Below are 24,192 nucleotides of genomic sequence, written 5' to 3' on the forward strand. Positions count from 1 at the left end.
GTACTTAAATTGCACTCTAAATTTATCACTTATGATTGAAATAATAAACACAGCTTTAACTATGATTGAAATTATCTATTACCTGTTCAGTATTCCTACTGTAGGCAAACATTATGTAATATTAGTTGCGTTTATCTGGTTCTCCAAATTTATTTCGAAATCTGTTTGGAGAAGCCAGATAAAGTTCTGTTTTCTTAATCTACATATTTATTAACCCTCAAAATAAATTAAGGTTTGATTAAGTGACTTCATTTTTCAATGAAATACAGTAGCTCAACAAATGTTGTATTTCTATAACTAAAGAACTTCCTTGCTTTGTGTAAATGTACTATTTTTTTGTATTTTTATGAAAATAATTATTCATGGCAAATTTATACATAGTTGGAGATTTAGTTACTTTTAAAACACATCCATTACTTTCAGAGTTTTATATTAAAGGAGATGGGAAATATGTTCCTCCAATAATGATTGTTAAAGAAGTCTTATTTGAAAACAAAGAAAAGAAAGTGTTTGATGAAGTTTCGGGAAATAAAATAGGTGAAAAAATAAAATACATTTGCGTTCATTTTGACGATAATAAAAGTGAATTTATAGAATCACATTTGTATGAATCACATTTAGTAACTTTTAAAAATTTAAAGATTGCAAAAGTTGTAGAGGAAAATGATCATAATAATTATGTTGATATTATAACAGAAATTGATTCTTACCCAATAACATTTAACTATGAGTTTGGTAAAGTAGTATATTTTAAAACCAAGAAATTAGAAGCTTTTAAGAAAAGAGAATCTTCAAAAATTGAATTAGTTAAAGGGAAAGAAGAAAAGAAAACAACTAGACAATATGTCGTAAATTATATAACACCTGATTTTTTAATTTCTGGCTATAAAAAAGAATCATATTCAGATTTGTTTTACAATACTGGTAAACCTAAAAGAATTGCTTCTATTGATTTAATTAAATTAAAATGGTTTAATCCTACACAACAAAAGTTTACCGAACAATTTCTACCAATTGAATTTTTTATTGATTTTAACCCTTTCATTAGGCCTGAAAAGATATAATTTGAAAAATGTATTTTTGCAACAAATTAAAATACATGAACCACCGACATTTTATGCTTCATAAACCACATGGCTATTTGAGTCAGTTTATATATGAGTTGAAACGCAAGAAAAAGTTACTAGGAGAGCTATATCCTTTTCCAGAAGGAACAATGGCAATAGGTCGCTTAGATGAAGATTCGGAAGGATTACTTTTACTAACAACCGATGGGAAAGTGAGTGAGCAAATTAGACGAAAAAGCGTTGAAAAAGAATATTATGCACAAGTGGATGGTATTATTACACAAGAAGCAGTAGATATAATGCAAAAAGGTGTCGAAATTGGTGTTAATGGAACCAAATACCTAACACGAAATTGCAAATCGAAGTTACTTCCTGTTTTACCCGATTATATAGGTCCAGGGAGAAGAATTAGAGACGAACGTCACGGACCCACTTCTTGGGTTTCGATAACTGTTACCGAAGGAAAATTTCGTCAGGTAAGAAAAATGACGGCAGCAGTTGGTTTTCCTACGTTACGTTTGATTAGAGTTAGGGTAGGAGATAGCCATTTAGAAGGCTTGCAAGCGGGTGCAGTAAAAGAGGTTAATGCGTTTTAATTTTTTTTTATTACCTTTGCACTGTTTTTTAAATAAAAAAATAAAGCTATTAACCGTGGCTATTAACTATTTACAATGAGAAAAATTATTTTTATTGCAATATTGATTTCACAATCAATTATTGCACAAGTTGGTATTGGAACAACTTCACCAGATTCAAAATCTATTTTAGATGTACATGGAACTGATAAAGGAATTTTAATACCAAGGCTAACTAGTGGGCAAATGAATGCCATTGCTTCACCACCACAATCTTTAATGATTTTTAATACAGATGTTAATTTGTATTATTATTACAGTACTTCAAGTAATTCATGGATGCCCGTTAATGTAGGTTCAATAGTAAATGAAGCTGGTACGTCTTATACATTGTCTACAAATGATAATGGAAGAATTTTAGATTTCACTTCAAACAGTACCATTACTCTAAATGTTCCAAATAATTTGCCAGTAGGTTTTCAGGTAAGTATTACACAAGCAGGAACAGGGCAAATAAACTTTGTAGGAACAGGAGGTATGGTTGTTAATAATAGATGGGGAGCAAAATCAACTTCAGGACAATGGGCGAAAGCTGGTATTGAAGTAAGAGCAACGAATGTTTCGGTATTAAGTGGTGATTTAAAATAGTTGAAAAATAATTTTAAACACATGAAAAAGTATATTTATAGTTTAGTTTTAACTTTAATTTCCTTAACATCATTTTCTCAATCATTACCTGCAAATAGGTATCACGCACCCTATATTTTAGATCAAGTAGCAGGAACACCTTCCTTTGCTTATAGTTTAAGAAAACTATCTAGAGGATATACAGGCTATGCGATTAAGATAAGAAGAAGTTCAGACAATGCGGAAGCAGAAGTTAGATTCAATAATAAAGATATTGTTGGAAGCGACAGTAATGTTGAGGTATCAGCAACTGGTGGAAGCGGAATAACGATAGGACAAGTAATGACATTTGCTGCTTTTGTAGGTACAAGCCATATTTATGTAAGTAAATGGTATGATCAAGGAGCAAATGCATATCATGCAGTGCAAACAAATACAAGTTTGCAACCCCAATTAGTATTAAATTCTGCGGGTGCTTCAAATAGTTTACCCTCTATTGTGTATAATGGAGATGCTTATGCAGATCATTTAGTAGTAAATCAACCCATACAGAATCTAATAAATAACGGAGTAAATGGCTCTTTTTTAATGGTGGGTAAGGCGACTCAAAACACCAACCAACATTCTTTTGGTATGCGAAATGAAGCTACGAATTGGAGATGGTCTATGCATATAAATTGGAGTGATGGATATTGTTATTTTGATGCTTCAGAAGTATGTTGTGCAACCAATAGAAGATTTTACAATGCATCTAGTATTAATATATACAAGCAATATTCTTTTGTGAGAGGAAGTAATTATAAAACAGTTCGTTTAAATAATACAGCAACAGCATTAAATAACTCTTCAGGTGCTTCCTATACCCAAACAGGAGGTGCTTTCTATTTAGGCTCTTGGGGAACTTCAAATGCCAAAGGATTTTATGGAAATACTACAGAAATTATTTTATTTCCTAAGGATTTAGCGGTAACAATATTGAACACTTTAGAAGTTGATCAAATGAATTTTTGGTTGTAATAAAAGTATAATGAATTTAAAAATGAGTCTTTTTAGGCTCATTTTTGTTTTGTAGTAATTAATTTTTAGAAACACTTATACCAGTTGTTATTTGAATTTACTGTAAAAGAAAATGATGATTTTTTTCTTGATATAAGATAGAAAATCAAAGCATAGCATCGCTACGTTTTTATTTTATATTGAAATAGCGAGTAAAAAAGAGCGTTTTATTCCAGTAAATTCAAATAATAAATGGTATTGCCATTTAATAGTAAGGAAGTAATTATATTTGATTAAAAATAAACAGTGATGAAACTAAAAATAATTGCTTTTTTGATGTTGCTTTCACAAATCGGTTTTGCACAAGACACGGTTATTTCTCAAGAATTATACGAAGGGAAATTGAGCACGATGGATATTTCTTTGTATTTGAAAATTCAAGAAGACGGTTGTCCTCATATTTATGCAACAGGAATGTATAAATACAAACAAAACAAAACAGATAATTGGCTACTTCTTAAAATAGTATATGCAGAAGAAAGAAATCAATTTACAATGGTGGAACATTTTAATACAGGAGTTTTAATTCTCACTAGAAAAGATGGAAAACTACAAGGCCTTTGGATTTCACCCGATGGTAAAAAACAATTCGAAGTAGATCTCACGAAAGTGAAAACATCTAAAGAAACCATTGAAAAACTAGAAGAAAAGCTCGACTTAGAATATTATTATGCGAATGATTGCTAATAAAAAAACGAATTGTAACTTGAAAATTACAATTCGTTTTTTTATGATATTAGAAGTGATTATACCAGTAAATTCAAGTGATAAATGGTATTATTTAAAAAGCTCAATAAAGAAAGCTTTCATCGCTTCCCAACTTCTTTTGTCTGCCTTTTCATTGTAAGCTGCACCTTTACTATTGTCAGTGTCTAAATCTTTATGTGTAAACGCATGTACAGCATTTGCGTAATAATTCATTTGCCAATCGGCTTTTGAAATTCTCATTTCATCTTGAAAAGCTTGTATTTCTTTTTGTGGAACATAAGGGTCATCAGCACCATGAAGAACTAATACCTTAGCAGTAATAGGTTGCGAAATACGCATTGGATCTTTTCCTAAACCACCATGAAAAGAAACCACTCCTTTCACTTTTAGACCGTCTCTTGCTGCTTCAATAGCACCTGTTCCTCCAAAACAATAACCAATTACGGCAATTTCATCCGCATTTGCACCTTGTTTTACCAATTGGTCAATAGCTAACTGAATGCGCTTTTGGTAATCTTTATAACTACTTTTAAAATAACCTGCCAATTTACCCGCTTCTGTTGTATTGGTTGGTTTGTTACCCATTCCATAAATATCCGCAACAAAAGCATGATACCCTAAATCTGCCAAAGCTTCAGCCGATTCTTTTGCATGATTATCAATACCCATCCAAGCAGGAAGCACAATTATTCCAATATTTTTAGGGTTGTCTTTTTTCGCTTTAGCAAAGAAACCTTCTAGTTTTTGAGTACCATCGGTATAATTAATTGTTTGAAGTTGTCCCATCATAGTAAAGCTTATGGATAATAAAAAAAGTGAGATGTATTTTTTCATTGGTTTGTATTGTTTTTATAATCTTTTATAGGGTTGTTTAATTTGAAAATTTCTATAAAAATAATCAAAACTGTGCGTTATTTGGCAAAATAGAATAGTTTAAATTCATTTGAATATTAAACCACTTTAAATTTTCCAATCGTTTTATCAAAAACTACAGATTCATTCTGGAACAATTCATTGAAAACATTTTGTTCAATCAAATTACAAGGTTGGTCTTTAACCAATTTATTAGGAGTTAAAACAATCATTTCATCACACAATTGAATTGCTAAATCAATATCATGTGTAGAGTATAAAATCGTTTTTCCTGTTTCGTGGGTTAATTTTTGAAGCAATTTTATTAAAGATACTTTGTGTACCAAATCCAAATGCGTGGTCGGTTCGTCCAAAATTATAATTGAAGTATCTTGAGCCAACGCTCTTGTGATTAAAGTTTTTTGCAATTGCCCATCACTAATTTCAAAATGCCTTTTATCTTTAAAATCACCAATACCTGTAAGCGCAATAGCGTTGTTTATTTTTTCCTTATCCTCAGGAGTTAGAGTACCTAACCAATTAGTATAGGGTTGCCTGCCTAAAGCCACAATTTCATAGACCGTTAAATTACTAGGAGGCAGACTTTCCGTTAAAACGATACTCAATTCTTGCGCAAGTTCTTTCGGTGGATAATCGCCTATTTTTTTTCCATTAATGAAAATATTTCCTTTAATAGGAGGAATAATACCAGTGAGTGTTTTTAGTAAGGTCGATTTTCCAATACCATTCGCACCTATTAGCGCAATCAATTTACCCGATACTAAACTAATATCGCAGTCCTCAATAATAGTAGTTGTTTTGCTTTTATTGGTATAGCCAATAGAAAGGTTTTCACTATGGATTACTTTTTTTGTCATTGTACTATTAGATTTTACTACTTTTTTTAAAGTTTTTATTGAACCACATAGGCACATAGTTTTATTTAAATGTTGCGTCAAAGTTTTCTTTTTTCTTAGGTGTTTATGTGGTGAAATTAATTAGTTTTTATTGAACCACATAGGCACATAGTTTTATTTAAATGTTGCGTCAAAGTTTTCTTTTTTCTTAGGTGTCTATGTGGTGAAATTAATTAGTTTTTATTGAACCACATAGGCACATGGTTTTATTTAAATGTTGCGTCAAAGTTTTCTTTTTTTCTTAGGTGTTTATGCGGTGAAATTAATTTTTATTGAACCACATAGGCACATAGTTTTATTTAAATGTTGCGTCAAAGTTTTCTTTTTTTCTTAGGTGTTTATGCGGTGAAATTAATTTTTATTGAACCACATAGGCACATAGTTTTATTTAAATGTTGCGTCAAAGTTTTCTTTTTTTCTTAGGTGTTTATGCGGTGAAATTAATTAGTTTTTATTGAACCACATAGGCACATAGTTTTATTTAAATGTTGCGTCAAAGTTTTCTTTTTTTCTTAGGTGTTTATGTGGTGAAATTAATTAGTTTTTATTGAACCACATAGGCACATAGTTTTATTTAAATGTTGCGTCAAAGTTTTCTTTTTTCTTAGGTGTTTATGTGGTGAAATTAATTAGTTTTTATTGAACCACATAGGCACATAGTTTTATTTAAATGTTGCGTCAAAGTTTTCTTTTTTCTTAGGTGTCTATGTGGTGAAATTAATTAGTTTTTTTTAACCACATAGGTAGGTAGTTATATCTTCTTTAAGTTTTTATAAAATTCATTTACAAATGTTTTTTGTCCATCTTTAAATATGTTTGTACAATTAAAATTTATTAAAATTCCTTTTGGAGCTTTTAGTAGTTTCATATAGGTTAATAATTGTGCTTCATGTATTGGATGCACTTCATTAACTGATTTTAATTCAACAACTAAAATATTTTCAATATACAAATCACATCTAAAATCGATATCTAACTCTTTACCTTTATAAATAACAGGCATTTTTAACTCTGATACAAAATTTATCTTTTTTATTTTTAATTCTTCAATTAAACAACTTTGATATACACTTTCAAGTAAACCAGCTCCCATGTATTTATGAACTTCTATAGCACAGCCAATTACCTCATAAGTTATTTCATTTATTTGTTTTTGAGTAGTCATGTTTTTCTACATTTTATAGATATACAATTTTGTTTTCTTATGTGTCTATGTGGTGAAAACTAAAATAGTTCTCAGCAAAACTAAAATATTTAGGAATAAGAATAGGGTTAAAGGAGAAAATTTAATTCAAATGATTATAGTTAATTTAAAGTTTTACCAAATCTTATCTTTGTATTTTTTGTACATGTTAAAATCATAAGTAGTATAAACTCTTATTCTTATTTGGTAGGGTGCTCTGCTGTAATCTAAATATATTCTTGGAAGCTGTAATTTTTCATCATACCTATAGATGCATTCTTCACCATACTCTGGGTTTGGATGTTTTTTTATTTCACTTTTCTTTTCAGCATTCTTTCGAGCTAATCGTTTAAGCTTTTCTAATGTTTCTTTACAGGACTTATAATTTTTAAAACGCAATGTCATATCGAGTTGATAAATGCCATATTTTTCGAATAAATCGGCAGTTATATTAAAATAGTTTACATTATATTGCCCGTCAACGTTACCCTTTACTAGTGGATGAGAAGTGAATTTTATTATGTTTTTTTCATCATAACTATCTCCATAATCAAACGGTCTATAGGATCTGCTTTCAATTTTACTCGGTTTTATAGTGCAATCATACCCTAAGAATACTTCAGAAACAAAATTTTTAATAAGGTTGTTTTGTCCAAAACTAGTTAGGCACATAAAGAGAGAAAGTAGGCTGTAAAATAATTTCATAGTAAGCTCATTATTTGTTTTTACATATTTTTTTTGAAAAACTAATTTTCAAAATCGTATTCAAACCATTTCTTAAATATGTATATTATTTTCTCTTTAACTTTTGGATTTAAATTGAAATAATTTGTGGTTTCTTCATAAACTAGCTCTTTTACGTCTTTTTTTAATTTTGGCATCCCTAATTCTCTTCGTATACTTCCTTTAAAAATAAAATCAGCACCAGTAACAGCTGCAATAATTAAGAATTGTTCTTTTACTAATTTTCGATTTATTTCGATGACAATATTTTTTTCTTCTGCCGCTTTTTTTATCGCTAAAATTAATCCATCTAAGATGCCATCATTATAAGAACCTCCTTGATAACTTTCAAGATTACCCACATAAGTTTTAATTAGGGATTTATTCGGATAAAGATTTGAAAATGAAATACCAATTTTATAGAAATAGTTATTAATTTCTGCTTCAATATCTACTCGCATGAATGATTCTCCATAAGTCTGTTGGGAGATGTAATAGTCTAGTTGTTGAAAAACACCTTTTGGATAATAGAAAATATTTCTTTGTAATTCCTCGGTGGTTTTATCGGTACTAATTATTTTTAAACTAGGGTTTAGATAAGCAAACTGTCGTAAAAAAGGATTTATTTGGTCATATACTAATTCCAAGTCTGTAAATATTTCTTGGTCTAATTTGGCTGTAAGGATAATACTTTTTTCTGTTTCTTGTGAAGTAGAAGCCGCAAAACCAAAAGAATTATCCTGTTTATGAAAAATGACAATAGAGGGAAGGTCATGAACTGTAATGGTAGCATTTGCATTTAATACTATAAATAAAGCTAAACCTAAATTAGAGAGTTGGTCATCTGTTTTTTGTAGTTTTTTCAAACGAATGAGCATTTTTTTTGTATCCGTATTGGTAATTTGAATAGTAAAACTATTTTCAGGCAAAAAAGTAATTTCAAAAACTGGATTTTCTAAAGCATCCTCCAAAATTTCTTCAAATAAATACTCTACTATTTGTTTATAACCATAAAAATTTAATTGACCAATGTACATTGCTGGTCTACTTCTAATATGATCTCTCCATTTGTAAGGACGTATAGTTTGTTCTTCCATAAATTATGTTTGTCAAAGTGTTTGTGATGCAAAATACAGATAGGAACAAAACTAAAATATTTAGGAACAGTAACCGATTTAATCAGTATTTTTTTTAATCTGAAATATAAAAAAAAACACCGTTGTAGAACGGTGTTTTTAGCATTAATTTATTTAATAAAAGTATATGAGATAATTTATTTTTTTTAAATATTACTTATAACTAATTGGAACATAAATATTGTTTTCATCCATGATGTAAGTTTTCGGATCAGTACCTTCTTTTACTTGCTTGCCTTGTAATTGAATCTTTTTACCTTTTACAATAAATTCTCCTTCAGCAAAAGGTTTTCCGTTAACTAAATATTCAATTTTATATTTTCCATCTTGAAAAGACGCTATACGATCCCAACTAGAAGGTTTAGCCGCGTTGTTAATAATATGAAACTGTGTGTTCGTATAATCTTTAAATTTATAGTATCGTAATAAATCTAAAGTGTTTCCTCTACGTTCTAATGCTTGTGCTAAATTTGCACTACCGTCTGGATGCTCTTCAGAATCAGTAAGACCAAATAGCTTTCCATTTTTATATAAACGTCCCTGAATATGTGCTTGGTTTTTAGAATTACCAAGAGATAATAAACGATGTAAAGGAAAGTTCACAGAAAAAGATGTTGGGTTGCCTTGATCGTCTGGTCTTAAATCGATATGCATTGTTTCGTCCCAAGGTCCTTTCATATTGTAAAGTAAACCAACTTCATGGTTTATATCAGGATTTTGATGTGTGTAGATTTCAAAATCCGAAACGAAAAACGGATCATTATCATAGATTGAATACGTCATTTGGTATTTTCCAGGAGACAATCTTTCAAAACTACCATACATATCGAAAGTATTTTTCACTTTGTCCAGCCAACGACCATTTCTATGTCCATTTTGTCCGTTAACAGCATTTATAAGTTTTCCATCTTTAAATATTTTAAGTTTAAAAGCAGACCAATTGTATTGAATGTTTCTACCTTCTATTGTTTTACTTGGAAGATAATATAAAGTAATCTGCGATAGATTAATGGTTCCGTTTTCAAGATCTAAATTAAAATTATCGCCCGTATAAGAGTTAAAACTTACCGCAGGGTCTTTTAATCTTCCAGTACTATAATCTGGCGTATAATATTTTTTAAGCTCTTCCTCCGCATTAAGACTAGCTGCTTTTGCTTTCACAGCTTCTTTGTCTGCTCCCATAATATAAACACTTGCATTTGAACGGTTTTCATCTTTAAAGAATTTATTTCCAGCAGCAGGAACATCCTTAGTAAAAACAACTTCTTTATATAAACCATTACCAATAGGGTATACAAAACCATATACGGCTTCATCATATTTATAACCTTCTGTATAAATACCATCGTCTGTATTGTCTGCAACTAGTTTATAATGAAACTCACCTTCTAATGGCGAATTAGAACCAGTTTTGTTATTTGAAGCAGGCTGATCTTCCAGTGCATTTTTTATGTTTTTTAAAAAACCTCCTTTTTTCTTCTTTTCCTTTTTCTCAGCTCCAGCATCAGCGTTGGAAGCAATTAGTTTTCGTTGCACCTTTATATAGGTTTCTTCTTGTTCAACTACGCTAATTTCGATAACTTTTGAAGGGTCGCTCACACCATATGAATACCATACTGATCCTTTAGGAAGTGTTTTTTGTGCCTGCATTTGCATTCCGTATAAGCACAAAACGATTGCAATTAATTTTTTCATTATTTTATATTTTCGGCAAATGTAGATTTTAATGATGGGTGGGTTTTCACCCATAAAGGGTGATATTTATAAAAAAAAACTCCAAGAGTTATCTAAAACTCCAAGTAACTTAGATTGAGAACAAGAGAGGGATAAAAAAAACATATAGGATTAAAGAAAAAAAACTATTTTTAGGTAGATTTTTTTTAAAGAATTTTAAAAACAACAATATGTCTCAACAATTTCTAAAAATACTCTTTGTAGCTTGTGTTTTATTTTTTAGTATCGCAAGTAAAAATAATAAGTTGCAATTAAAAAATGGAATAGACCCTTGTGAAAATGGTAAAGACACTATTATACACTTACAGTTCGAAAAAGATACTAGAACTACAGATTTTTATAAACTAATTCAATTTATAGAAAGTAAAGGAGAGTTTAACCGATTAGATAAGAAAAACCGATTAGATAGTGTTACCAATAACAATATTGTTCTTCAAAAGTTACTCTGCGAAAAGAAATATTTTAAATCACCCATTGAAAGATGGGTACTTGATGATGTTTTTTCTATTCGTTTTTTAATGACATCTAAAAAAGCAATTAAAGGGCATCCAGGCTTTTTTCCAAAGTTCAGTATAACACAATTTAATTTTAAAACTGAAAAAGAGAAAAATATCGCTTTCGATAAAATTAAAGAAATTGGTTGGGGCGATCCATTAAAAAAATGGAACGATTATTATATAATCGAGAATACAACTAGAATAATAATACTCGAATCTTATGTAACCATGTTTGGAGAAACTAAAAACAGGTATGGGAAAATGATTCAAAAAGAGTGGGTTAGTGAAAACAAGAATTAATAGTAGACAAATAGTCTTTAAATGTGTTGTAGGTATTTTTAAGCATTTTGAAAATATTACTTTAAAAAAAAGAGGCATTCTTTTTTGGAAGCCTCTTCTTAAGTATTAATAGTTAAGCATCAATTACCAAACAGCATAGTTTAACCATGAATGATAACCTCCATGCAATTGGTGATCAATTGTTCCGCTCGTTTGTACAGACCAAAATGGATCTCCTCCTTCTCGTCCATAGCCATCGGAAGTTTTCAAAAGAATTGTTTTATCTCCTGAACAAGTATAATTTACATTTACATTATCCGATCCTGTAGCGTTAATGATTGCACCATTAGCAAATTTTAATTGAGTTCCAGTTAAGTTTAAGTTGATGTTTATATCTCTCGGTTCTGAAGCTGAACGCCATTTTCTTCTACCAGCGTACCATTCAAGTTTAACTCTTAAATATAATCTTGAATAAGCACCAGATAAATGATAAGTTGATTGCACAGTCATTAATTCATGAACGTATTTATAGATTCCATTAATTGTTCTATAGTTGTTTGAACAATCTTTAAATTGAGTACCTCTAAACTCAAGTTGATGTCTTGCTTCAACTTGTCCTTGACCAATATTAGTTCTTGCTTGTGCGTTGTTGTTAGAAAGTTTTTGAATAGTTACATTAATCTCTCCAACAGCATTTAAATTTTCAGGATGTTGTTTTAATTTATTAATGTTATCATTTTCTTTAAACTCATAAAGTTTACCTAAATGGTACCATACAACTTTATTTCCTAGAATAAACTCACTATTTGAATTTAAAATTGCTTTATAAGAGTTAGGTAAACTATTTAAGGATTCATTTTCTGAAGCAATAAAATATAAAGAATTTGGATTGTTTTCATAAACCCATCGGTCTAATTCACCATCTTCTAAATTGCTTAGTTCATCTATTTTTTTATTAAACTCTTCAAATGTTTTAAAATGTAATATTGTTGTCTCTTTTTTTGGTTGAGATAAACTTTCTGAAGTACTAATTTCCTCTTGATTATCTGAACAAGAAAATAAAAGTAAGGAAGCAAATAATAAGCAAAGCTTTGATTGTAACGATTTTTTTAGTTTCATAAAAAGGCACTTTAATTGTTAATTTTTTTAAAATTGCTGTAGCAAAATTAAAAGAAATTATGCAAAAATTATTACAGAAAAAATGTATCATTTGTTAAAACTTGTAGTATGATAACTACTTTGCAAAACGTATTAATCGTTTAAAAAAGCTAATTATTATTAAAATAGAAAATGTAAGCCTCTTTGTTTGGAGAAACTAAAAACAGGTATGGGAAAATGATTGAAAAAGAGTGGAGTAATAAAAATAAGAATTATTGGTACTAAAAAGAACTATAAAGTAATTTAAAATTATAGAATAGTTATATTTGATTTTCATTGAAAAAAATAACTAAAATGAGAAAATGTCTTTTCCTATTACTACTTATTTCTATTGCTTCTTGCGGAAGTAAAAAAGTACAGGTGTCTAAAAGTGAAAGAAAATTAATTAGTATTAAAAAGAATCAGAACTCTATTTTTGAAAATGAAAAAGGAATAATCGACACTGTTTTTATTAATAAAGGAACACAACTTTCAGTTATTGAAGAAAGACTTGCTAGAAAATTTTCAAAAAAGATTTTTAATGATATTGTTATTGATGCTTCAATTCCTTTTGAAAAAAGTTTTACATCTTCATATAATTTTGAAAGAGGTAAATCTAATAAAGAAGGAATTAATTTATCCATTAAGATTATCTTTTCAAAAAATGATACAAACGATCCTATCACTTTAAAGATTTATCCTTTTCAAGAAGAGTATATACTAAGTGAGGTTTCTAATGTAGAATATACATTTACTAAAAACGATGATTTTAATTCTGATTTATGTGAATCATCTGTACTGCATTGTTTGAAGAAAATAATTTATTCTAGTGATGAAGGAATTATATATGTCGAGAAAGCAGATACTGGGATATGGAAACTAGTAAAAAGAATTTAAAAATTATATCAGGTATATTATATGTGTGAACTATCAAAAAATATAAGATTTTGTACTTGCGAAGCTAACGAACCATATTAAACATCATTAAAAGTAGAATAGTAGACGCTTTTTTTATAAAAAAGACTATACTTATAGTTTAATGCTTTTCATTCTTTAAACAAAAAAAGCAGTTAAGCGCTTTTTAAATAGCAACTTAACTGCAATTCTATCTTTATAAATAGTTAGCTCTTTTGTTTTTTTACAAATTGAATTGTATTTCCACTTTTAAGAAATAGACACTGCTGACTAAATTCTCTACATTAATTTCTTTATTCTCGAAAATCGTTCCACGAGCTACTACTGCTCCTAAAAGCTTATGGATGCTATAATTCTCTGTTGCTGTTACTCCAGAAACTTGAATGAATTAAACCCGACCTATTTAGTGTCATTAATTGCATAAACGGAAGTAGTTTTCTGGTTCGGAGTATTGGGTTCGGTAATAACAATACTAACGTTTCCTTTAGTCCCATCGGTACCCAATGACAGTACTAGTTTTGGTGCATCAGCAGGCGCAGCAACAATATACATGAGTGGCACATAAATAAGACTGTTATAGGTTGTTGTTTTCTGGTCGGTTTCAGTTTCAGAACCAGACACTACTGTGGTACTACTCGCATATGTCACGCTATTGTCATTATTAATAGTTAATGCATCTCCATTGTCGTTGGTCATAGTAACACCACCAAAGGCAGAAAGCGGTACAGGATTAAACAAAGTGCTACCCGAAATGCTTGTGCCATCAATATCTCCCGTAACACTTACTAAAGCTCCCGTACGCTCATTATAGTCACGATTAAACGTTAGTACTAATGGTTTTTGACCAGAAGAAGCAGGAATCATCAATGTATTTAGCGTAGTGTCGAATGTCATTCCCTTTGAAGCATCAAACAAAAAACCTGTAGAGGAAACACCGTCTAAGGAATAACTAATCATCACACTATAAAGGTCTAATGTTAATTTACTCGCTAAGCTAACATATTGTGCCTGAACAGAAACAAAAGCCAACGGATTTACTTCGGTAGGAATTTGATAATAACCACTAAAATTCGCTAATGCATCATGACCAGTACCAGCAAGAGTAAAGTCGGAAAGTTGCGGTTGCGGTGCAATACCATTAGGAATTGTTGTTAGTGATCTCGAATTTAAATTATTGTCAATGAAACTCATATCGTTACAAGCAAAACCTTGTGCGGCAGCCGTTCCCATAATTAATTTCACATTAGTAATGCCATGCATAAGAGAAAAATAATACATATTTAAATTATAAACATAGGCAGTCACTTCTTGCAAATTGCCATCATTAGTCCCATAATCATACATCAATTTGTTGTTGTTTCCAATGTGCATTACCCTTACAGAAGGACCACCAACCACAGGAGTATAATAAAAATCGCCTTTATATAATGAAGCAGGAATAGGGTTGTTATAGGTACTTCCAGCAACCGAAACAGCCGATGCACCAGGTAGCGAAATACTACCTTTACAATTAACAGTAGTGCCATAAGAACTATTCGTGCGTGTAAAAGTGAGACTAATGTCTAAACCATCCATAGTCCATTTTTGAATTAAATTACTGCCGTCAAATGTACCAGTAAAAGAAAAACGAGTAGCAGTTGTTCCGTCTAATGAAATTAAAAGCGACATATCATATTCTGGGCTTGCAGCCGTTGGTCTAATAATCATATTGGCATCGATAGCAAAAAAAGCTCCTTTTGCTGTATCTAGCGTATAGTAGCCATTATAAGGCATCAATTTAGGAGTATCAGGATTATTAGGCACAAGCACCTTTGGATCACTGTATTGATTTAGTAACTGTTGATGATAATTTGCAGTTTCCTCTATTGAAGCTACAGCATTGGGAAGTGTGTTATTGTTCATGGTTTCGTTTTTTTAAGGTTAAGCAAATAAGTTTTTAAAAATTAGCTTTATGCTGTTTTAAAATGCTTAGGTAAAGTTCCATTTTTATGCTTGTACGAATTAAAAAAGAACCACGAACCCTGTTTTTTTATCCATAAGAGCGGGAATTTATGGAATGGAATTTCTATTCTCTACACCTGTCAGGTTTTAGAAACCTGACAGGTGTAGAGCCAAAAACCTATTTCTTCAACACCTGCAACAGCACCTCTTTTTCTGCTTTAAGAATTTTAATTTCCTCTTGCAATTGCGCTATAGTTATATCTTTAGTTTCCGTTTCAGGATGAGCAGCCGAGTAGGTACTAGGCAACAAATCGGCAAGATCTTGAAAAAAGTTGTGCTTTAAGGCAATAGAAAGGTTTAAAATAATGTCTGTTTTTAAGGAGGCTTGCCTTTGATAATATAAAATGGTAGCATCCGTTTTTTTAATTTTTCTTGCTAATGCACTTTTAGCTATTTTTCTGCTGTCGATTTGTTTTTTTATTAAATCTCCTATGTGTAAGGTCTCCATGTTTTTATTGTTTTATTAAAGAGCACTACTATTAAATATAACGGTTGCTAAATTTAAAAGAGTAATGAATCATTTATTAAATAGCTACATAAAAGTAAGTGTTTTTTTAAACTAAATTTAATAAATGCGCTATTTAATTTAGTAAATGCGCTATTTAGTTTAATAAATGCGCTATTTAATTTAGTAAATGTGCTATTTAGTTTAGTAAATGCGCTATTTAATTTAGTAAATGCGCTATTTAATTTAGTAAATGCGCTATTTAGTTTAATAAATGCGCTATTTAATTTAGTAAATGCGCTATTTAATTTAATAAATGCGCTTTTTAATTTAGTAAATGCGCTATTTAGTTTAATAACTGTGCTATTTAATTTAGTAACTGCGCTATTTAATTTAATAACTGTCCTATTTATTTTAATAAATGTGCTATTTAATTTAATAAATGCGCTATTTAATTTAGTAACTGCGCTATTTAGTTTAATAACTGTGCTATTTAGTTTAATAAATGCATTCATTTTGTTCAAAAAAAAACTGCTAATCTTTATAGTTAGCAGTTCTATCGTTTTTCTTTTTATTGTAAATCAGGAGAAAGTCCTCGACCACCACTTTTTCCTTGCGATTCGAAACGAACCTTCAATTTGTCATAGCCCGATTTTGCGTTTGCCACACCCGCATCCGAAGCATCGCGGTAACTTTTGTATGCTTTGTTTGCCATTCCATAAGCTTCATGTCCTGCAATGCGTTTTGCATCTTTCACACGTTGTAAAAGATTCGTTAACCCCGATTCAATAGCGTCCAATTGGTTAAAAATAGTTAAGTCATTTTGCAACGCATCCAAGTCAATATAAGGAGGCAAAACACCCGTTCCAGTAGCCCTAGCCTCGGTAAGCACATCTTCCGAAAACACTTTGTTACTCACATCAATAGCCGTGTAGCTATTGCGTTGCGTGTCTGTAAGCGTAGTGTTTTCTGGTATCTTGCTCAATATTGCGTTGATACTCTCGTTAATCGTGGTTACGTCTGCCGCAGCAAGAACCACATTGATTCTGTTTTCAGATAAATTTGACATATTTGTTGTGTTTATAAATTTGTGTCAATTTTACTACTTTTCTAGTATTCGAAAATATATTTTAATTTTTATTTAACACATTGGTAGTGAGAGTAGTGGTTGGCTATATAGTTGCGTTTGTTTTTAGAATCACAAAAATTGCCCTTCGGTAGCAAACCAGTCCCGCTATCCACTTTATCTGTTCTTGCAAGGAACGAAGCAATCTTTAATGGATTACTACGTTCCTTGCAAGAACAGGATGCCGTTTCTCGGGGCTATGCTTCACGTTTAGTAGTGCTAGACACTGTTTTGGGAAGTACAAAAGAGCCTTACAAAAACAAATAAACCAAGCTAATGCGACCCCTTAACAGCGTGACAAGTTTGGTGGGTAAGTTTTTCAAATTGCTTAGAACAGCTGACGTTTGTCGCCATTTTTCTGTGTTGTGCCTGCGGCAGAAAAATGGAGCTAAGCGTATGTGGCTGTTGCACAGCTAATAATTTTAAATTAAATACTAATTTTATGATTTCTGTAAATTCATAAATGTCTGAATATTAATATTTTTTGTTTCTTTGAAATGATTAAAAACTGAAAATTATAGATTTTAATTAGTTATGCAACAACCACGTATGTTGGGCATAGTTTTAAATTATTTTCTTTTTTAAAAATGTTAATCGTTCCAAATCACAATGATTAGCCAGAAATAACTTAAATGATTGTTTCGGAAACATTGACTTACCTTTTCCAATTGTATAATTTATGCGATGCTGAAATAAATGAATTAAATAATCTTTTCCAGAAATAATTTTCAAGAATGTTTCTTTATCTTTTTTCCATTTACTTTCTAACTTTCTTAACTCATTTTGATAAGTCAATTCTGGATCAATGTCATTTCTAGTTTGCAATAAGGAGATTATCTGATTTTTGATGTCATCTGAATAAGTATTTACAGCTGTATTGTCCAAGACCGTCTGTTTTTTTTCTTGTTTTAAAAATTGAGATGCAGATTTAAGTATTGGTCCTCCACCATACATTTTTAATATTGAAAAATTTAGGAACAAGTGAATTAATGTTTCATTATTGTAGTTCAACCATTTGTCAAAATTCAATTTTTTTGATAAAGTAATCTTATCTGTTGTTCCTATAGAATAGTAAAGTATTTCAAGTGCGGACTTTTCGTCAACAATATAATTTTCAATACAATATGAATCTAAAACTACAAGGTTATTCTCAGATTTTCTATTTGTACCAATTATTAAATCTAAGTCACCATCAACTATAAACAGTTTTTTTCTAACAGACGATTTATCTTGTTCATCATAAGCTTTTAAAACATTAGCCTTACATCCAAGTTGTGTAATGTCATTTATAGTTATTTTATTGTCACACAATCTACTAAATAATGCTTTATAAAATTCTTTATCATTTTTTTTGTCTTCTGTAAATATGTCAATTTCATTTCGGTATGCGAAAAATCTAGGAATAGCTTTTAAGCTTCTATAATTAAATCCAATCATCGGCTAGTTTAAAATTGCTAAATCTTGATATATTTCTTCAGGAGCGTCTCCAGTAATTGCGGGAGAATGGGTAGCCAGAATAAACTGAGTGTTTGGACTTGCTTTTAAAATCGAATTCACGAAAATTTCTTGCCAAGCTAAATGTAAAGAAACTTCCGGTTCATCTATGATAAAAATACCAGGTTTTTTATTGAATTTTTCTTCAAAGAAAATTAAGTGTCCAAGCATGGTAATAATCTGTTTTTCACCAGATGAAAGCTCATACAGTTTAGCTAATTTACCATTTTTAAACTCAATTTTAACTTCTCCTTGTGCATCAATTAATATATTCTTTTTACTTTCACTAAAGAATTGATTTATTATGTTTTTTAGTTTTTCTAAAGGCTCATATAATTTTTCAATTTCAAACTGATATGCCTGATTGTATTCTATGAGTTTATCAATTCTTTTCAATTGTGGTTGATTATTAAACCATTTTTGGTAAAATTCAATACTTTCACTATCAACTGTATCTTCCTTGTTCCTTTTTCTAAGGTCTTTCAGAACTTGCTCCAATTGGTCGAAAAAAGAATTTACTTGTTCAGTAAATCCGCTAATGTTTAAATTGTTAAATGCGTTAAGCGCATCTTCTTTCTTCTTTCGTAAATCTTTAAAGTCTTTGACAATATTTATTTGTTGACTTTCTAAAAACTCAAATGATTGTAATAGAATTTTGTTTTTAAAATCTTGGTTAATTTGAGGCTGTTCTGAAGCTATAATTCTAACATAATCAAAAATGATTTCTTGAATATCCATTAGACTAATATTTAGCGGGTCGTCCTGAGGGAACTCTCTATACCGTCTTCTAAATAAAAAATTTCTTCTCATTTTGTCTATATCTTGACCTTCATAAACTCTTCTATCCAATCCTAGAAATAACGGTGTAGTTAATTCCTTAATTTTCTTCACAACGACTTCTTCATCAAATAATTCAATTAATTTCTGAATCTTATCTTCACGTTCATCGTTTCTAGAATTAAACTGACTGGTATGAATTTTTTCAAAATATCCAACAATTGGTTCATCGTCATTAATTTGTATTTGAAGTGAAATTTTGTTATTCGCATCAGGTTTAGAACAAATGTTGAATGTGTTTTTATTTTCATCAAAACACAATAATTCTATAGTTTCAAATTCTATATTATTAAGATAATTGAATGATGGTGAAATTAGTCCCAAAACTAATTTTAGTACACTCGTTTTTCCTGTACCATTGATACCAATGAGATAGGTTAACCTATCATCAAAATCAATATTATAATTTAAATATCCGTGAACATTCTTTGCGATAAATTTTTTTATTTTCATTTCATGTTTATTTTAATTATGTCCAACGTTCTCTCGCTTGTAGCAGTGGCTTGTGATTAAAGACTGCCGATTACAAATATAGAAATTAGATTTGAGTGTTCAGAGAACTTTTATTTATAAATCCCAATCCCAATCCATTGCAACAGCCACGTGTGTTGGCAGCTGTGATTTAAATTTTACTTAATGCTCTTCGATTTAAACTACTTTCAATTTTCCCAAAAGATGTTGTTGAGTAAAAGCTTTTTTCTCCTTGAATAAATTCTATTTGTGATATTCCATCAGGAGTTCCCATTCCAAATACCATTTTTTGTTTTGCTGGATTATAAATTATTTCTTCGAGTTCTAATGAAGTTGGCTCAGTCAAATGAAATGTATTAACTAGTTTATTACAAAATCCACTTTTATAAATATTCTTTACAGGGAACACATAATTATAAGCTTCGATTTCTGTCAATTTAGAGTAATCAATTTTTGTAGAAGGAAATTTGATTCCGTCAATTTCTTCTTTTTTACTCACATATTGTAGCAATAATTGTGGAATTATATATTCAGGTTTGAAATTTCCATTTGTATGTTTGACTTTGATTGAACAAGCTATTGTCAATGGAAAGGTTACTAAATAACTTAAAATTTTCACTATTTGAACTTCTGGAATATCATCTTCTAAATCAGATAATAGATTCTCTATTTTTTGAATTTGAATAATTTTTAGTTCTCTTGTATTTGAAAATCGTGAAAACCATAAATCACGAAGTTTATGTCTATCAAATTCTTCCCAACAACTATATGTAGAGTCACCTAAATATAAAGCAGGAAAGCCAGGGATACTATATCGGTTCGTTGATACAATATGTCTTAATTCAAATTTAATATGAAAAAGATCAGATTTTGTTAAACTTTTATTTTCATTTTTTCGACCTCTGTAAAAATTTTTACCGATTTCAATTGTATTTAGAACATCAGGTAGTTCATGAAAAAAGATGTCATCTAAAGCTTGATTAAAAATTTGAGTCGCTTCTAAAACCCTTCCTTTGTAAAATTCTTCAAGAGTTTTTAATATCTCAGTAGAAAATTTTTCAACTTTATTTATTATTACATTTTCAGCGTTATCTGCAAAAGGAACTTTTTTGTCAACATACTCATATAAGTTGGCTTTATAGTAAGCAAGATAATCAGCTAATTTTTTAGATAGAAAATCTGGAAAATATTCATCTTCGTATTGAAATATTGGAATTTTAAAATCATTTAGAGAAATTTTACTTTTTATATCTGTATGTGTAGTCATTTTTTCTACGATTGTTTTATAATTACGCACAACTTATTTATATGTGTCATAAAGGTGCACATATTTCACTTATAACTGTTGTATATGTAGACCTTTTTATTTTGTAATACACAAATCTAAATTATTACCTACAAATCCATACAGGTATTTCTACCTGTTTTTGTTTCTATTTTGTAAATGTAAAGCGAAGTTTTTGTTGTTTTTTGCGGGAAAACGTAAATAGGGAAAGTTTTTTTATTTTTTTTTAGAAAAGGTGCTCGGTACACATGTTCTCGATACATTTTTGTTTCGTTGCTCTCCACAAAACCACTCGAACAGACGGAGTTTAACCACCCCGTCCTTCGGACACCCCTCCAAAGTAGGGGAATTACCAGAATGCTAGATAGTTGTTTTGTTTCTTTACAGCATCTATTTACTACATAAAAACAAGTTACTAATGAGATGCTTACAGCATGACAAGTTTGTGGTAATGGTAGTTCATTAAAGCTATAGTAGATAAAAAATTCTGCGTGAATCAGCAAAATCAGCGTGAGGAAAAGAGAATTTTTTTTACAGCATCTACGTCACTTCGAGTTTTTGCAATGTAATGCAATGGAATTGAAAAAGTATGGAGAAGTTTTGATTTTAATAGAATGTTTTTCATTAACCATCAAAAATCAATCATTAATGCACGAGTTCTCGACACACTGTTTATTCTTTTTTTAAATCTTCCTCATTCAAAAACCGTTGAAACTTCCAATCGGCAACTTTTCTAATTCTCATTATTCTGTCAGCTACATCAGAGTTGTAGGAGCATCTTGAAGCATCAAACCCAATCCAGTTAGGGAAATATTTTTTAGCCATTTCAAAAATTTGTTTGTCAAATTTTTTGGAACGCATAGCCCCAACATCGTTTTTTGACCCCACGACTAATGTCATTCTATGATGAATTACATGCTTAAAAGCATCGGCTAAATGGTGATTAATCTCCCATAATCCTTCATCTTCCCAAATAAAGGCTCCTGACATCACTTCATATTCCATTTTTGGAGTACTCATTTCCGATTTTGTAGGTAATTTACCTTTATGCATTATAAAGGCTCTCCAAAACAATAGCTTAAGGATTAAATTTTTTAGCATTAACTATTTTTTATACACGACTTATTTACAAATCTAAGCTAATACTTACTAAACGGCAATAGGTATTGTTACTGTTTATCTTGTAAAAAAGATTCTCGATACCTTTTCTATGAAATTGCTATTCATATTTCTTAAAAAGCACTCGAACCTTAACCACCCCGTCTCCAAAGGAGGGGAATAGCTCCATAAAAAAAGCAACTTGTTTGAAAAGTTGCTTTTTAGAGTATAGTATTGGGTTGGTTATTTAGAAGTGTTTTCTTTTCAATCTTCACAAACGGAGGTTTCTCTGCTCGTGAATGTGCTGTTTTTTGAGGTGGGTTTCACGAAAGAATCGTGATGTGTACCAGTCAAAACCCTTTTTAATTTTAAGCAACAGCAACATCTATTGTGAGTGCACTATAGATGTTGCTGTGTTGTTGCTAAAGAAATTACACTTTATTTTGGTATTATTTTTTAGACGCTTTCATGTTCTTGATGAACAGTTTTATTTCGTCTAAATGTTTCTGTTTTGTTTGTGCAACGCTAAGTTTACTTTCATAGTCAACTGCTCCATTGAATATATGACTAATGTTTAGCGATGAACCTCTACTTGCTGAGTGACAAGAGAAGCAGTTGCCCATTCCTGCTACATTTTGACCGTGAATACTTGTTGGAGCAAAGCCAAGCTGCTCATAGGTTTCCATAGTAATATTGTAGGCAGCCACAGAACCTCTTGGTAATTTACCAGGAGCAGGGTCGCTTAAAGTACCACCCAATGAAACTAATAATTCTGCTTGTTCGGTTGGGTAATTGTACCCTTCGGTATTAATCCAAATGGAACCATTGTAAAAATAATTTGCCCAAACATCATTTAGTTGCTCCTTTACAGAGGCATTAATAGCAGCGATGTTGTCATAATTTATAGGTTCTTTTTGACTCGTTGAAAGGAAAGTATCACCAGCCTGACGTGGCACTCCAAATTGGTTCACTGCAAAGACATTGGTGCTATCTGAAGCTAGGGTAATATTTGCAAGTGTAGCTGTTGCATTTACATCGAATAAAAGTTTGTTGGTTTTTGAAGTAACAGGAACATCGGAAGTTGTGGTTGTTTTCCAATCATAATAAGGAGCAAGGTCATGATGTTCGAAAGTAGCCCAAACAAATTCTGGATGGTTATATACTATGCCCACAACGTGCATTCCTAGTAGTGCAATTTTTGTGTTTTTTCCTTCTACAACTGCATCTGTTACAAAGTAACCAGTAGTGTCTGGAATGGCATCAACATTTACCCATGCTATTTTTAACTCTAAAGAGCCCACTGGAAATGTAGCATTGGTATAATCGCTTTCTTTCATTTTAGCATATTTCCAAATGCTGTTGTATAAACTATCGTTCACATGGATGGAATAGTACACTGGATAACTAGTAACATTAGAACTAAACGTTTTGTTTGTATTTAGTATGTTCCCAGTTGCTTGTTTTTTGTTTGATGCGGTCAAAACAATTTTTTTGTTTACTGTTGGAATACGTACTGTTTGAGAGGTAACTTGAAATAGTTCCTCTAGAAATAGTGGTTGCCCCGAAACATCATTGGTTAACCAAAGGAACTTTTGCCAAGACCATTGATGAAAATCACAGTTGCTAACGGTAGTATTGTCTCCAAAAACACTCGTGTAGTCTTCTCTTGGTGCTGTTGTTTTTCTTTTTCCAGTAGCAGGATCAACAACAAACCAATTAGAAGGTGCTAAGCAGCCTTTATTTTCTTCTTTAACGTAGGTTACTGCAGTTTCTTCTTTTTCTTCTTCTTTTTGATTTTTGGGGTCTTTACAGGATTGGGTGGAAAGTAAAACGAAAAGTAAAAGCCCCGTTAGATTTTTAAATTTTTTCATGTTTTTTGTTTTAAATTAATTAAATGTTTAGGAATTTGTTTGTATGTAATGTATAAGGATTTTAATGGGTATGAAGTTGAAACTTGTTTTTATAGTTGTGTTTTTTTGCAAATTAGTTTGTTTTATTACATCTTGTTCTTGTTTTTTTTTGATAACCA

General features: G+C 30.5%; 23 protein-coding genes. 7 read left to right on the top strand and 16 right to left on the bottom strand.

All coding sequences use genetic code 11. The annotated features are described in order from the left end of the window. The first annotated feature begins 362 nt into the window (after window positions 1-362). The 5 genes from L2Z92_RS12280 to L2Z92_RS12300 all read left to right on the top strand — a co-directional run bounded on the left by L2Z92_RS12280 (window position 363) and on the right by L2Z92_RS12300 (window position 4,012). Entirely contained in the window at window positions 363-1,064 is a 702-nt protein-coding gene (locus L2Z92_RS12280) for a hypothetical protein (protein ID WP_236453636.1), read from the top strand. A 35-nt stretch (window positions 1,065-1,099) separates the two neighbouring features. Continuing rightward, window positions 1,100-1,663: a pseudouridine synthase gene (locus tag L2Z92_RS12285; protein ID WP_236453639.1), complete on the top strand. Its 564-nt coding sequence runs from the start codon at window positions 1,100-1,102 to the stop codon at window positions 1,661-1,663. Window positions 1,664-1,738: 75 nt separating this feature from the next. Further along, complete coding sequence (locus L2Z92_RS12290) at window positions 1,739-2,290, top strand: hypothetical protein (protein WP_236453642.1); 552 nt, start codon at window positions 1,739-1,741, stop codon at window positions 2,288-2,290. A 21-nt stretch (window positions 2,291-2,311) separates the two neighbouring features. Continuing rightward, window positions 2,312-3,286: a hypothetical protein gene (locus tag L2Z92_RS12295; protein WP_236453645.1), complete on the top strand. Its 975-nt coding sequence runs from the start codon at window positions 2,312-2,314 to the stop codon at window positions 3,284-3,286. Between the two features lie 288 nt (window positions 3,287-3,574). Beyond that, window positions 3,575-4,012, top strand: coding sequence for a hypothetical protein (locus L2Z92_RS12300; protein ID WP_236453648.1), 438 nt, complete (start codon window positions 3,575-3,577; stop codon window positions 4,010-4,012). A 90-nt stretch (window positions 4,013-4,102) separates the two neighbouring features. On the opposite strand, the gene L2Z92_RS12305 is transcribed toward L2Z92_RS12300, so the two are convergent. From L2Z92_RS12305 to L2Z92_RS12330, 6 genes are all read right to left on the bottom strand, one after another. Further along, on the bottom strand, window positions 4,103-4,867 hold the full coding sequence (locus L2Z92_RS12305) for a dienelactone hydrolase family protein (protein ID WP_236453651.1): 765 nt from the start codon (window positions 4,865-4,867) through the stop codon (window positions 4,103-4,105). A gap of 116 nt (window positions 4,868-4,983) precedes the next feature. Further along, the gene (locus L2Z92_RS12310) at window positions 4,984-5,763 is read right to left on the bottom strand and encodes an ABC transporter ATP-binding protein (protein WP_236453654.1); all 780 of its coding nucleotides are present in this window, start codon (window positions 5,761-5,763) and stop codon (window positions 4,984-4,986) included. A gap of 790 nt (window positions 5,764-6,553) precedes the next feature. Next, on the bottom strand, window positions 6,554-6,967 hold the full coding sequence (locus tag L2Z92_RS12315) for a GxxExxY protein (RefSeq protein WP_236453655.1): 414 nt from the start codon (window positions 6,965-6,967) through the stop codon (window positions 6,554-6,556). A 153-nt stretch (window positions 6,968-7,120) separates the two neighbouring features. Next, the gene (locus L2Z92_RS12320; protein WP_236453658.1) at window positions 7,121-7,690 is read right to left on the bottom strand and encodes a hypothetical protein; all 570 of its coding nucleotides are present in this window, start codon (window positions 7,688-7,690) and stop codon (window positions 7,121-7,123) included. 41 nt (window positions 7,691-7,731) lie between these two features. Next, window positions 7,732-8,805, bottom strand: coding sequence for a DNA topoisomerase subunit B (locus L2Z92_RS12325; protein ID WP_236453662.1), 1,074 nt, complete (start codon window positions 8,803-8,805; stop codon window positions 7,732-7,734). 192 nt (window positions 8,806-8,997) lie between these two features. Continuing rightward, window positions 8,998-10,539, bottom strand: a complete 1,542-nt coding sequence (locus L2Z92_RS12330) for a hypothetical protein (RefSeq protein ID WP_236453665.1) — start codon at window positions 10,537-10,539, stop codon at window positions 8,998-9,000. Between the two features lie 209 nt (window positions 10,540-10,748). On the opposite strand from L2Z92_RS12330, the gene L2Z92_RS12335 reads away from it, so the two are divergent. Beyond that, window positions 10,749-11,375, top strand: coding sequence for a hypothetical protein (locus tag L2Z92_RS12335; RefSeq protein WP_236453669.1), 627 nt, complete (start codon window positions 10,749-10,751; stop codon window positions 11,373-11,375). Window positions 11,376-11,498: 123 nt separating this feature from the next. Here L2Z92_RS12335 and L2Z92_RS12340 read toward each other — a convergent pair whose 3' ends face one another. Continuing rightward, a complete protein-coding gene (locus L2Z92_RS12340) occupies window positions 11,499-12,473 on the bottom strand; it encodes a hypothetical protein (protein ID WP_236453672.1) in 975 nt (324 codons plus the stop codon). A 333-nt stretch (window positions 12,474-12,806) separates the two neighbouring features. On the opposite strand from L2Z92_RS12340, the gene L2Z92_RS12345 reads away from it, so the two are divergent. After that, on the top strand, window positions 12,807-13,388 hold the full coding sequence (locus tag L2Z92_RS12345; protein ID WP_236453675.1) for a hypothetical protein: 582 nt from the start codon (window positions 12,807-12,809) through the stop codon (window positions 13,386-13,388). Window positions 13,389-13,805: 417 nt separating this feature from the next. On the opposite strand, the gene L2Z92_RS12350 is transcribed toward L2Z92_RS12345, so the two are convergent. From L2Z92_RS12350 to L2Z92_RS12390, 9 genes are all read right to left on the bottom strand, one after another. Continuing rightward, window positions 13,806-15,308 carry a hypothetical protein gene (locus L2Z92_RS12350; RefSeq protein ID WP_236453677.1) on the bottom strand — a complete coding sequence of 501 codons (1,503 nt, stop codon included), beginning with the start codon at window positions 15,306-15,308 and terminating at the stop codon, window positions 13,806-13,808. A gap of 217 nt (window positions 15,309-15,525) precedes the next feature. Then, entirely contained in the window at window positions 15,526-15,855 is a 330-nt protein-coding gene (locus L2Z92_RS12355) for a hypothetical protein (protein ID WP_236453678.1), read from the bottom strand. A gap of 53 nt (window positions 15,856-15,908) precedes the next feature. After that, window positions 15,909-16,367: a hypothetical protein gene (locus tag L2Z92_RS12360; RefSeq protein ID WP_236453680.1), complete on the bottom strand. Its 459-nt coding sequence runs from the start codon at window positions 16,365-16,367 to the stop codon at window positions 15,909-15,911. Window positions 16,368-16,423: 56 nt separating this feature from the next. Next, window positions 16,424-16,921: a hypothetical protein gene (locus tag L2Z92_RS12365; protein ID WP_236453682.1), complete on the bottom strand. Its 498-nt coding sequence runs from the start codon at window positions 16,919-16,921 to the stop codon at window positions 16,424-16,426. Window positions 16,922-17,542: 621 nt separating this feature from the next. Beyond that, window positions 17,543-18,415: a DUF4435 domain-containing protein gene (locus tag L2Z92_RS12370; protein WP_236453684.1), complete on the bottom strand. Its 873-nt coding sequence runs from the start codon at window positions 18,413-18,415 to the stop codon at window positions 17,543-17,545. Between the two features lie 3 nt (window positions 18,416-18,418). Then, window positions 18,419-19,762, bottom strand: coding sequence for an AAA family ATPase (locus tag L2Z92_RS12375; protein WP_236453686.1), 1,344 nt, complete (start codon window positions 19,760-19,762; stop codon window positions 18,419-18,421). Between the two features lie 169 nt (window positions 19,763-19,931). Continuing rightward, a complete protein-coding gene (locus tag L2Z92_RS12380) occupies window positions 19,932-21,047 on the bottom strand; it encodes a hypothetical protein (protein WP_236453688.1) in 1,116 nt (371 codons plus the stop codon). A gap of 690 nt (window positions 21,048-21,737) precedes the next feature. Next, window positions 21,738-22,166: a hypothetical protein gene (locus tag L2Z92_RS12385; protein WP_236453692.1), complete on the bottom strand. Its 429-nt coding sequence runs from the start codon at window positions 22,164-22,166 to the stop codon at window positions 21,738-21,740. A 446-nt stretch (window positions 22,167-22,612) separates the two neighbouring features. Continuing rightward, entirely contained in the window at window positions 22,613-24,034 is a 1,422-nt protein-coding gene (locus L2Z92_RS12390) for a hypothetical protein (protein ID WP_236453696.1), read from the bottom strand. Window positions 24,035-24,192 lie beyond the last annotated feature (158 nt).

This window comes from Flavobacterium jumunjinense, assembly GCF_021650975.2.
Taxonomy (GTDB): domain Bacteria; phylum Bacteroidota; class Bacteroidia; order Flavobacteriales; family Flavobacteriaceae; genus Flavobacterium; species Flavobacterium jumunjinense.

Bases quoted from the DNA above. Each gene is read 5' to 3' on its own strand.
- L2Z92_RS12305 (WP_236453651.1), bottom strand. From the start codon at position 4,867: ATGAAAAAATACATCTCACTTTTTTTATTATCCATAAGCTTTACTATG.
- L2Z92_RS12295 (WP_236453645.1), top strand. From the start codon at position 2,312: ATGAAAAAGTATATTTATAGTTTAGTTTTAACTTTAATTTCCTTAACA.
- L2Z92_RS12310 (WP_236453654.1), bottom strand. From the start codon at position 5,763: ATGACAAAAAAAGTAATCCATAGTGAAAACCTTTCTATTGGCTATACC.
- L2Z92_RS12360 (WP_236453680.1), bottom strand. From the start codon at position 16,367: ATGAATGCATTTATTAAACTAAATAGCACAGTTATTAAACTAAATAGC.
- L2Z92_RS12390 (WP_236453696.1), bottom strand. From the start codon at position 24,034: ATGAAAAAATTTAAAAATCTAACGGGGCTTTTACTTTTCGTTTTACTT.
- L2Z92_RS12380 (WP_236453688.1), bottom strand. From the start codon at position 21,047: ATGACTACACATACAGATATAAAAAGTAAAATTTCTCTAAATGATTTT.
- L2Z92_RS12335 (WP_236453669.1), top strand. From the start codon at position 10,749: ATGTCTCAACAATTTCTAAAAATACTCTTTGTAGCTTGTGTTTTATTT.
- L2Z92_RS12365 (WP_236453682.1), bottom strand. From the start codon at position 16,921: ATGTCAAATTTATCTGAAAACAGAATCAATGTGGTTCTTGCTGCGGCA.
- L2Z92_RS12285 (WP_236453639.1), top strand. From the start codon at position 1,100: ATGAACCACCGACATTTTATGCTTCATAAACCACATGGCTATTTGAGT.
- L2Z92_RS12280 (WP_236453636.1), top strand. From the start codon at position 363: ATGGCAAATTTATACATAGTTGGAGATTTAGTTACTTTTAAAACACAT.
- L2Z92_RS12315 (WP_236453655.1), bottom strand. From the start codon at position 6,967: ATGACTACTCAAAAACAAATAAATGAAATAACTTATGAGGTAATTGGC.
- L2Z92_RS12300 (WP_236453648.1), top strand. From the start codon at position 3,575: ATGAAACTAAAAATAATTGCTTTTTTGATGTTGCTTTCACAAATCGGT.
- L2Z92_RS12325 (WP_236453662.1), bottom strand. From the start codon at position 8,805: ATGGAAGAACAAACTATACGTCCTTACAAATGGAGAGATCATATTAGA.
- L2Z92_RS12350 (WP_236453677.1), bottom strand. From the start codon at position 15,308: ATGAACAATAACACACTTCCCAATGCTGTAGCTTCAATAGAGGAAACT.
- L2Z92_RS12340 (WP_236453672.1), bottom strand. From the start codon at position 12,473: ATGAAACTAAAAAAATCGTTACAATCAAAGCTTTGCTTATTATTTGCT.
- L2Z92_RS12355 (WP_236453678.1), bottom strand. From the start codon at position 15,855: ATGGAGACCTTACACATAGGAGATTTAATAAAAAAACAAATCGACAGC.
- L2Z92_RS12370 (WP_236453684.1), bottom strand. From the start codon at position 18,415: ATGATTGGATTTAATTATAGAAGCTTAAAAGCTATTCCTAGATTTTTC.
- L2Z92_RS12385 (WP_236453692.1), bottom strand. From the start codon at position 22,166: ATGCTAAAAAATTTAATCCTTAAGCTATTGTTTTGGAGAGCCTTTATA.
- L2Z92_RS12345 (WP_236453675.1), top strand. From the start codon at position 12,807: ATGAGAAAATGTCTTTTCCTATTACTACTTATTTCTATTGCTTCTTGC.
- L2Z92_RS12320 (WP_236453658.1), bottom strand. From the start codon at position 7,690: ATGAAATTATTTTACAGCCTACTTTCTCTCTTTATGTGCCTAACTAGT.
- L2Z92_RS12330 (WP_236453665.1), bottom strand. From the start codon at position 10,539: ATGAAAAAATTAATTGCAATCGTTTTGTGCTTATACGGAATGCAAATG.
- L2Z92_RS12290 (WP_236453642.1), top strand. From the start codon at position 1,739: ATGAGAAAAATTATTTTTATTGCAATATTGATTTCACAATCAATTATT.
- L2Z92_RS12375 (WP_236453686.1), bottom strand. From the start codon at position 19,762: ATGAAAATAAAAAAATTTATCGCAAAGAATGTTCACGGATATTTAAAT.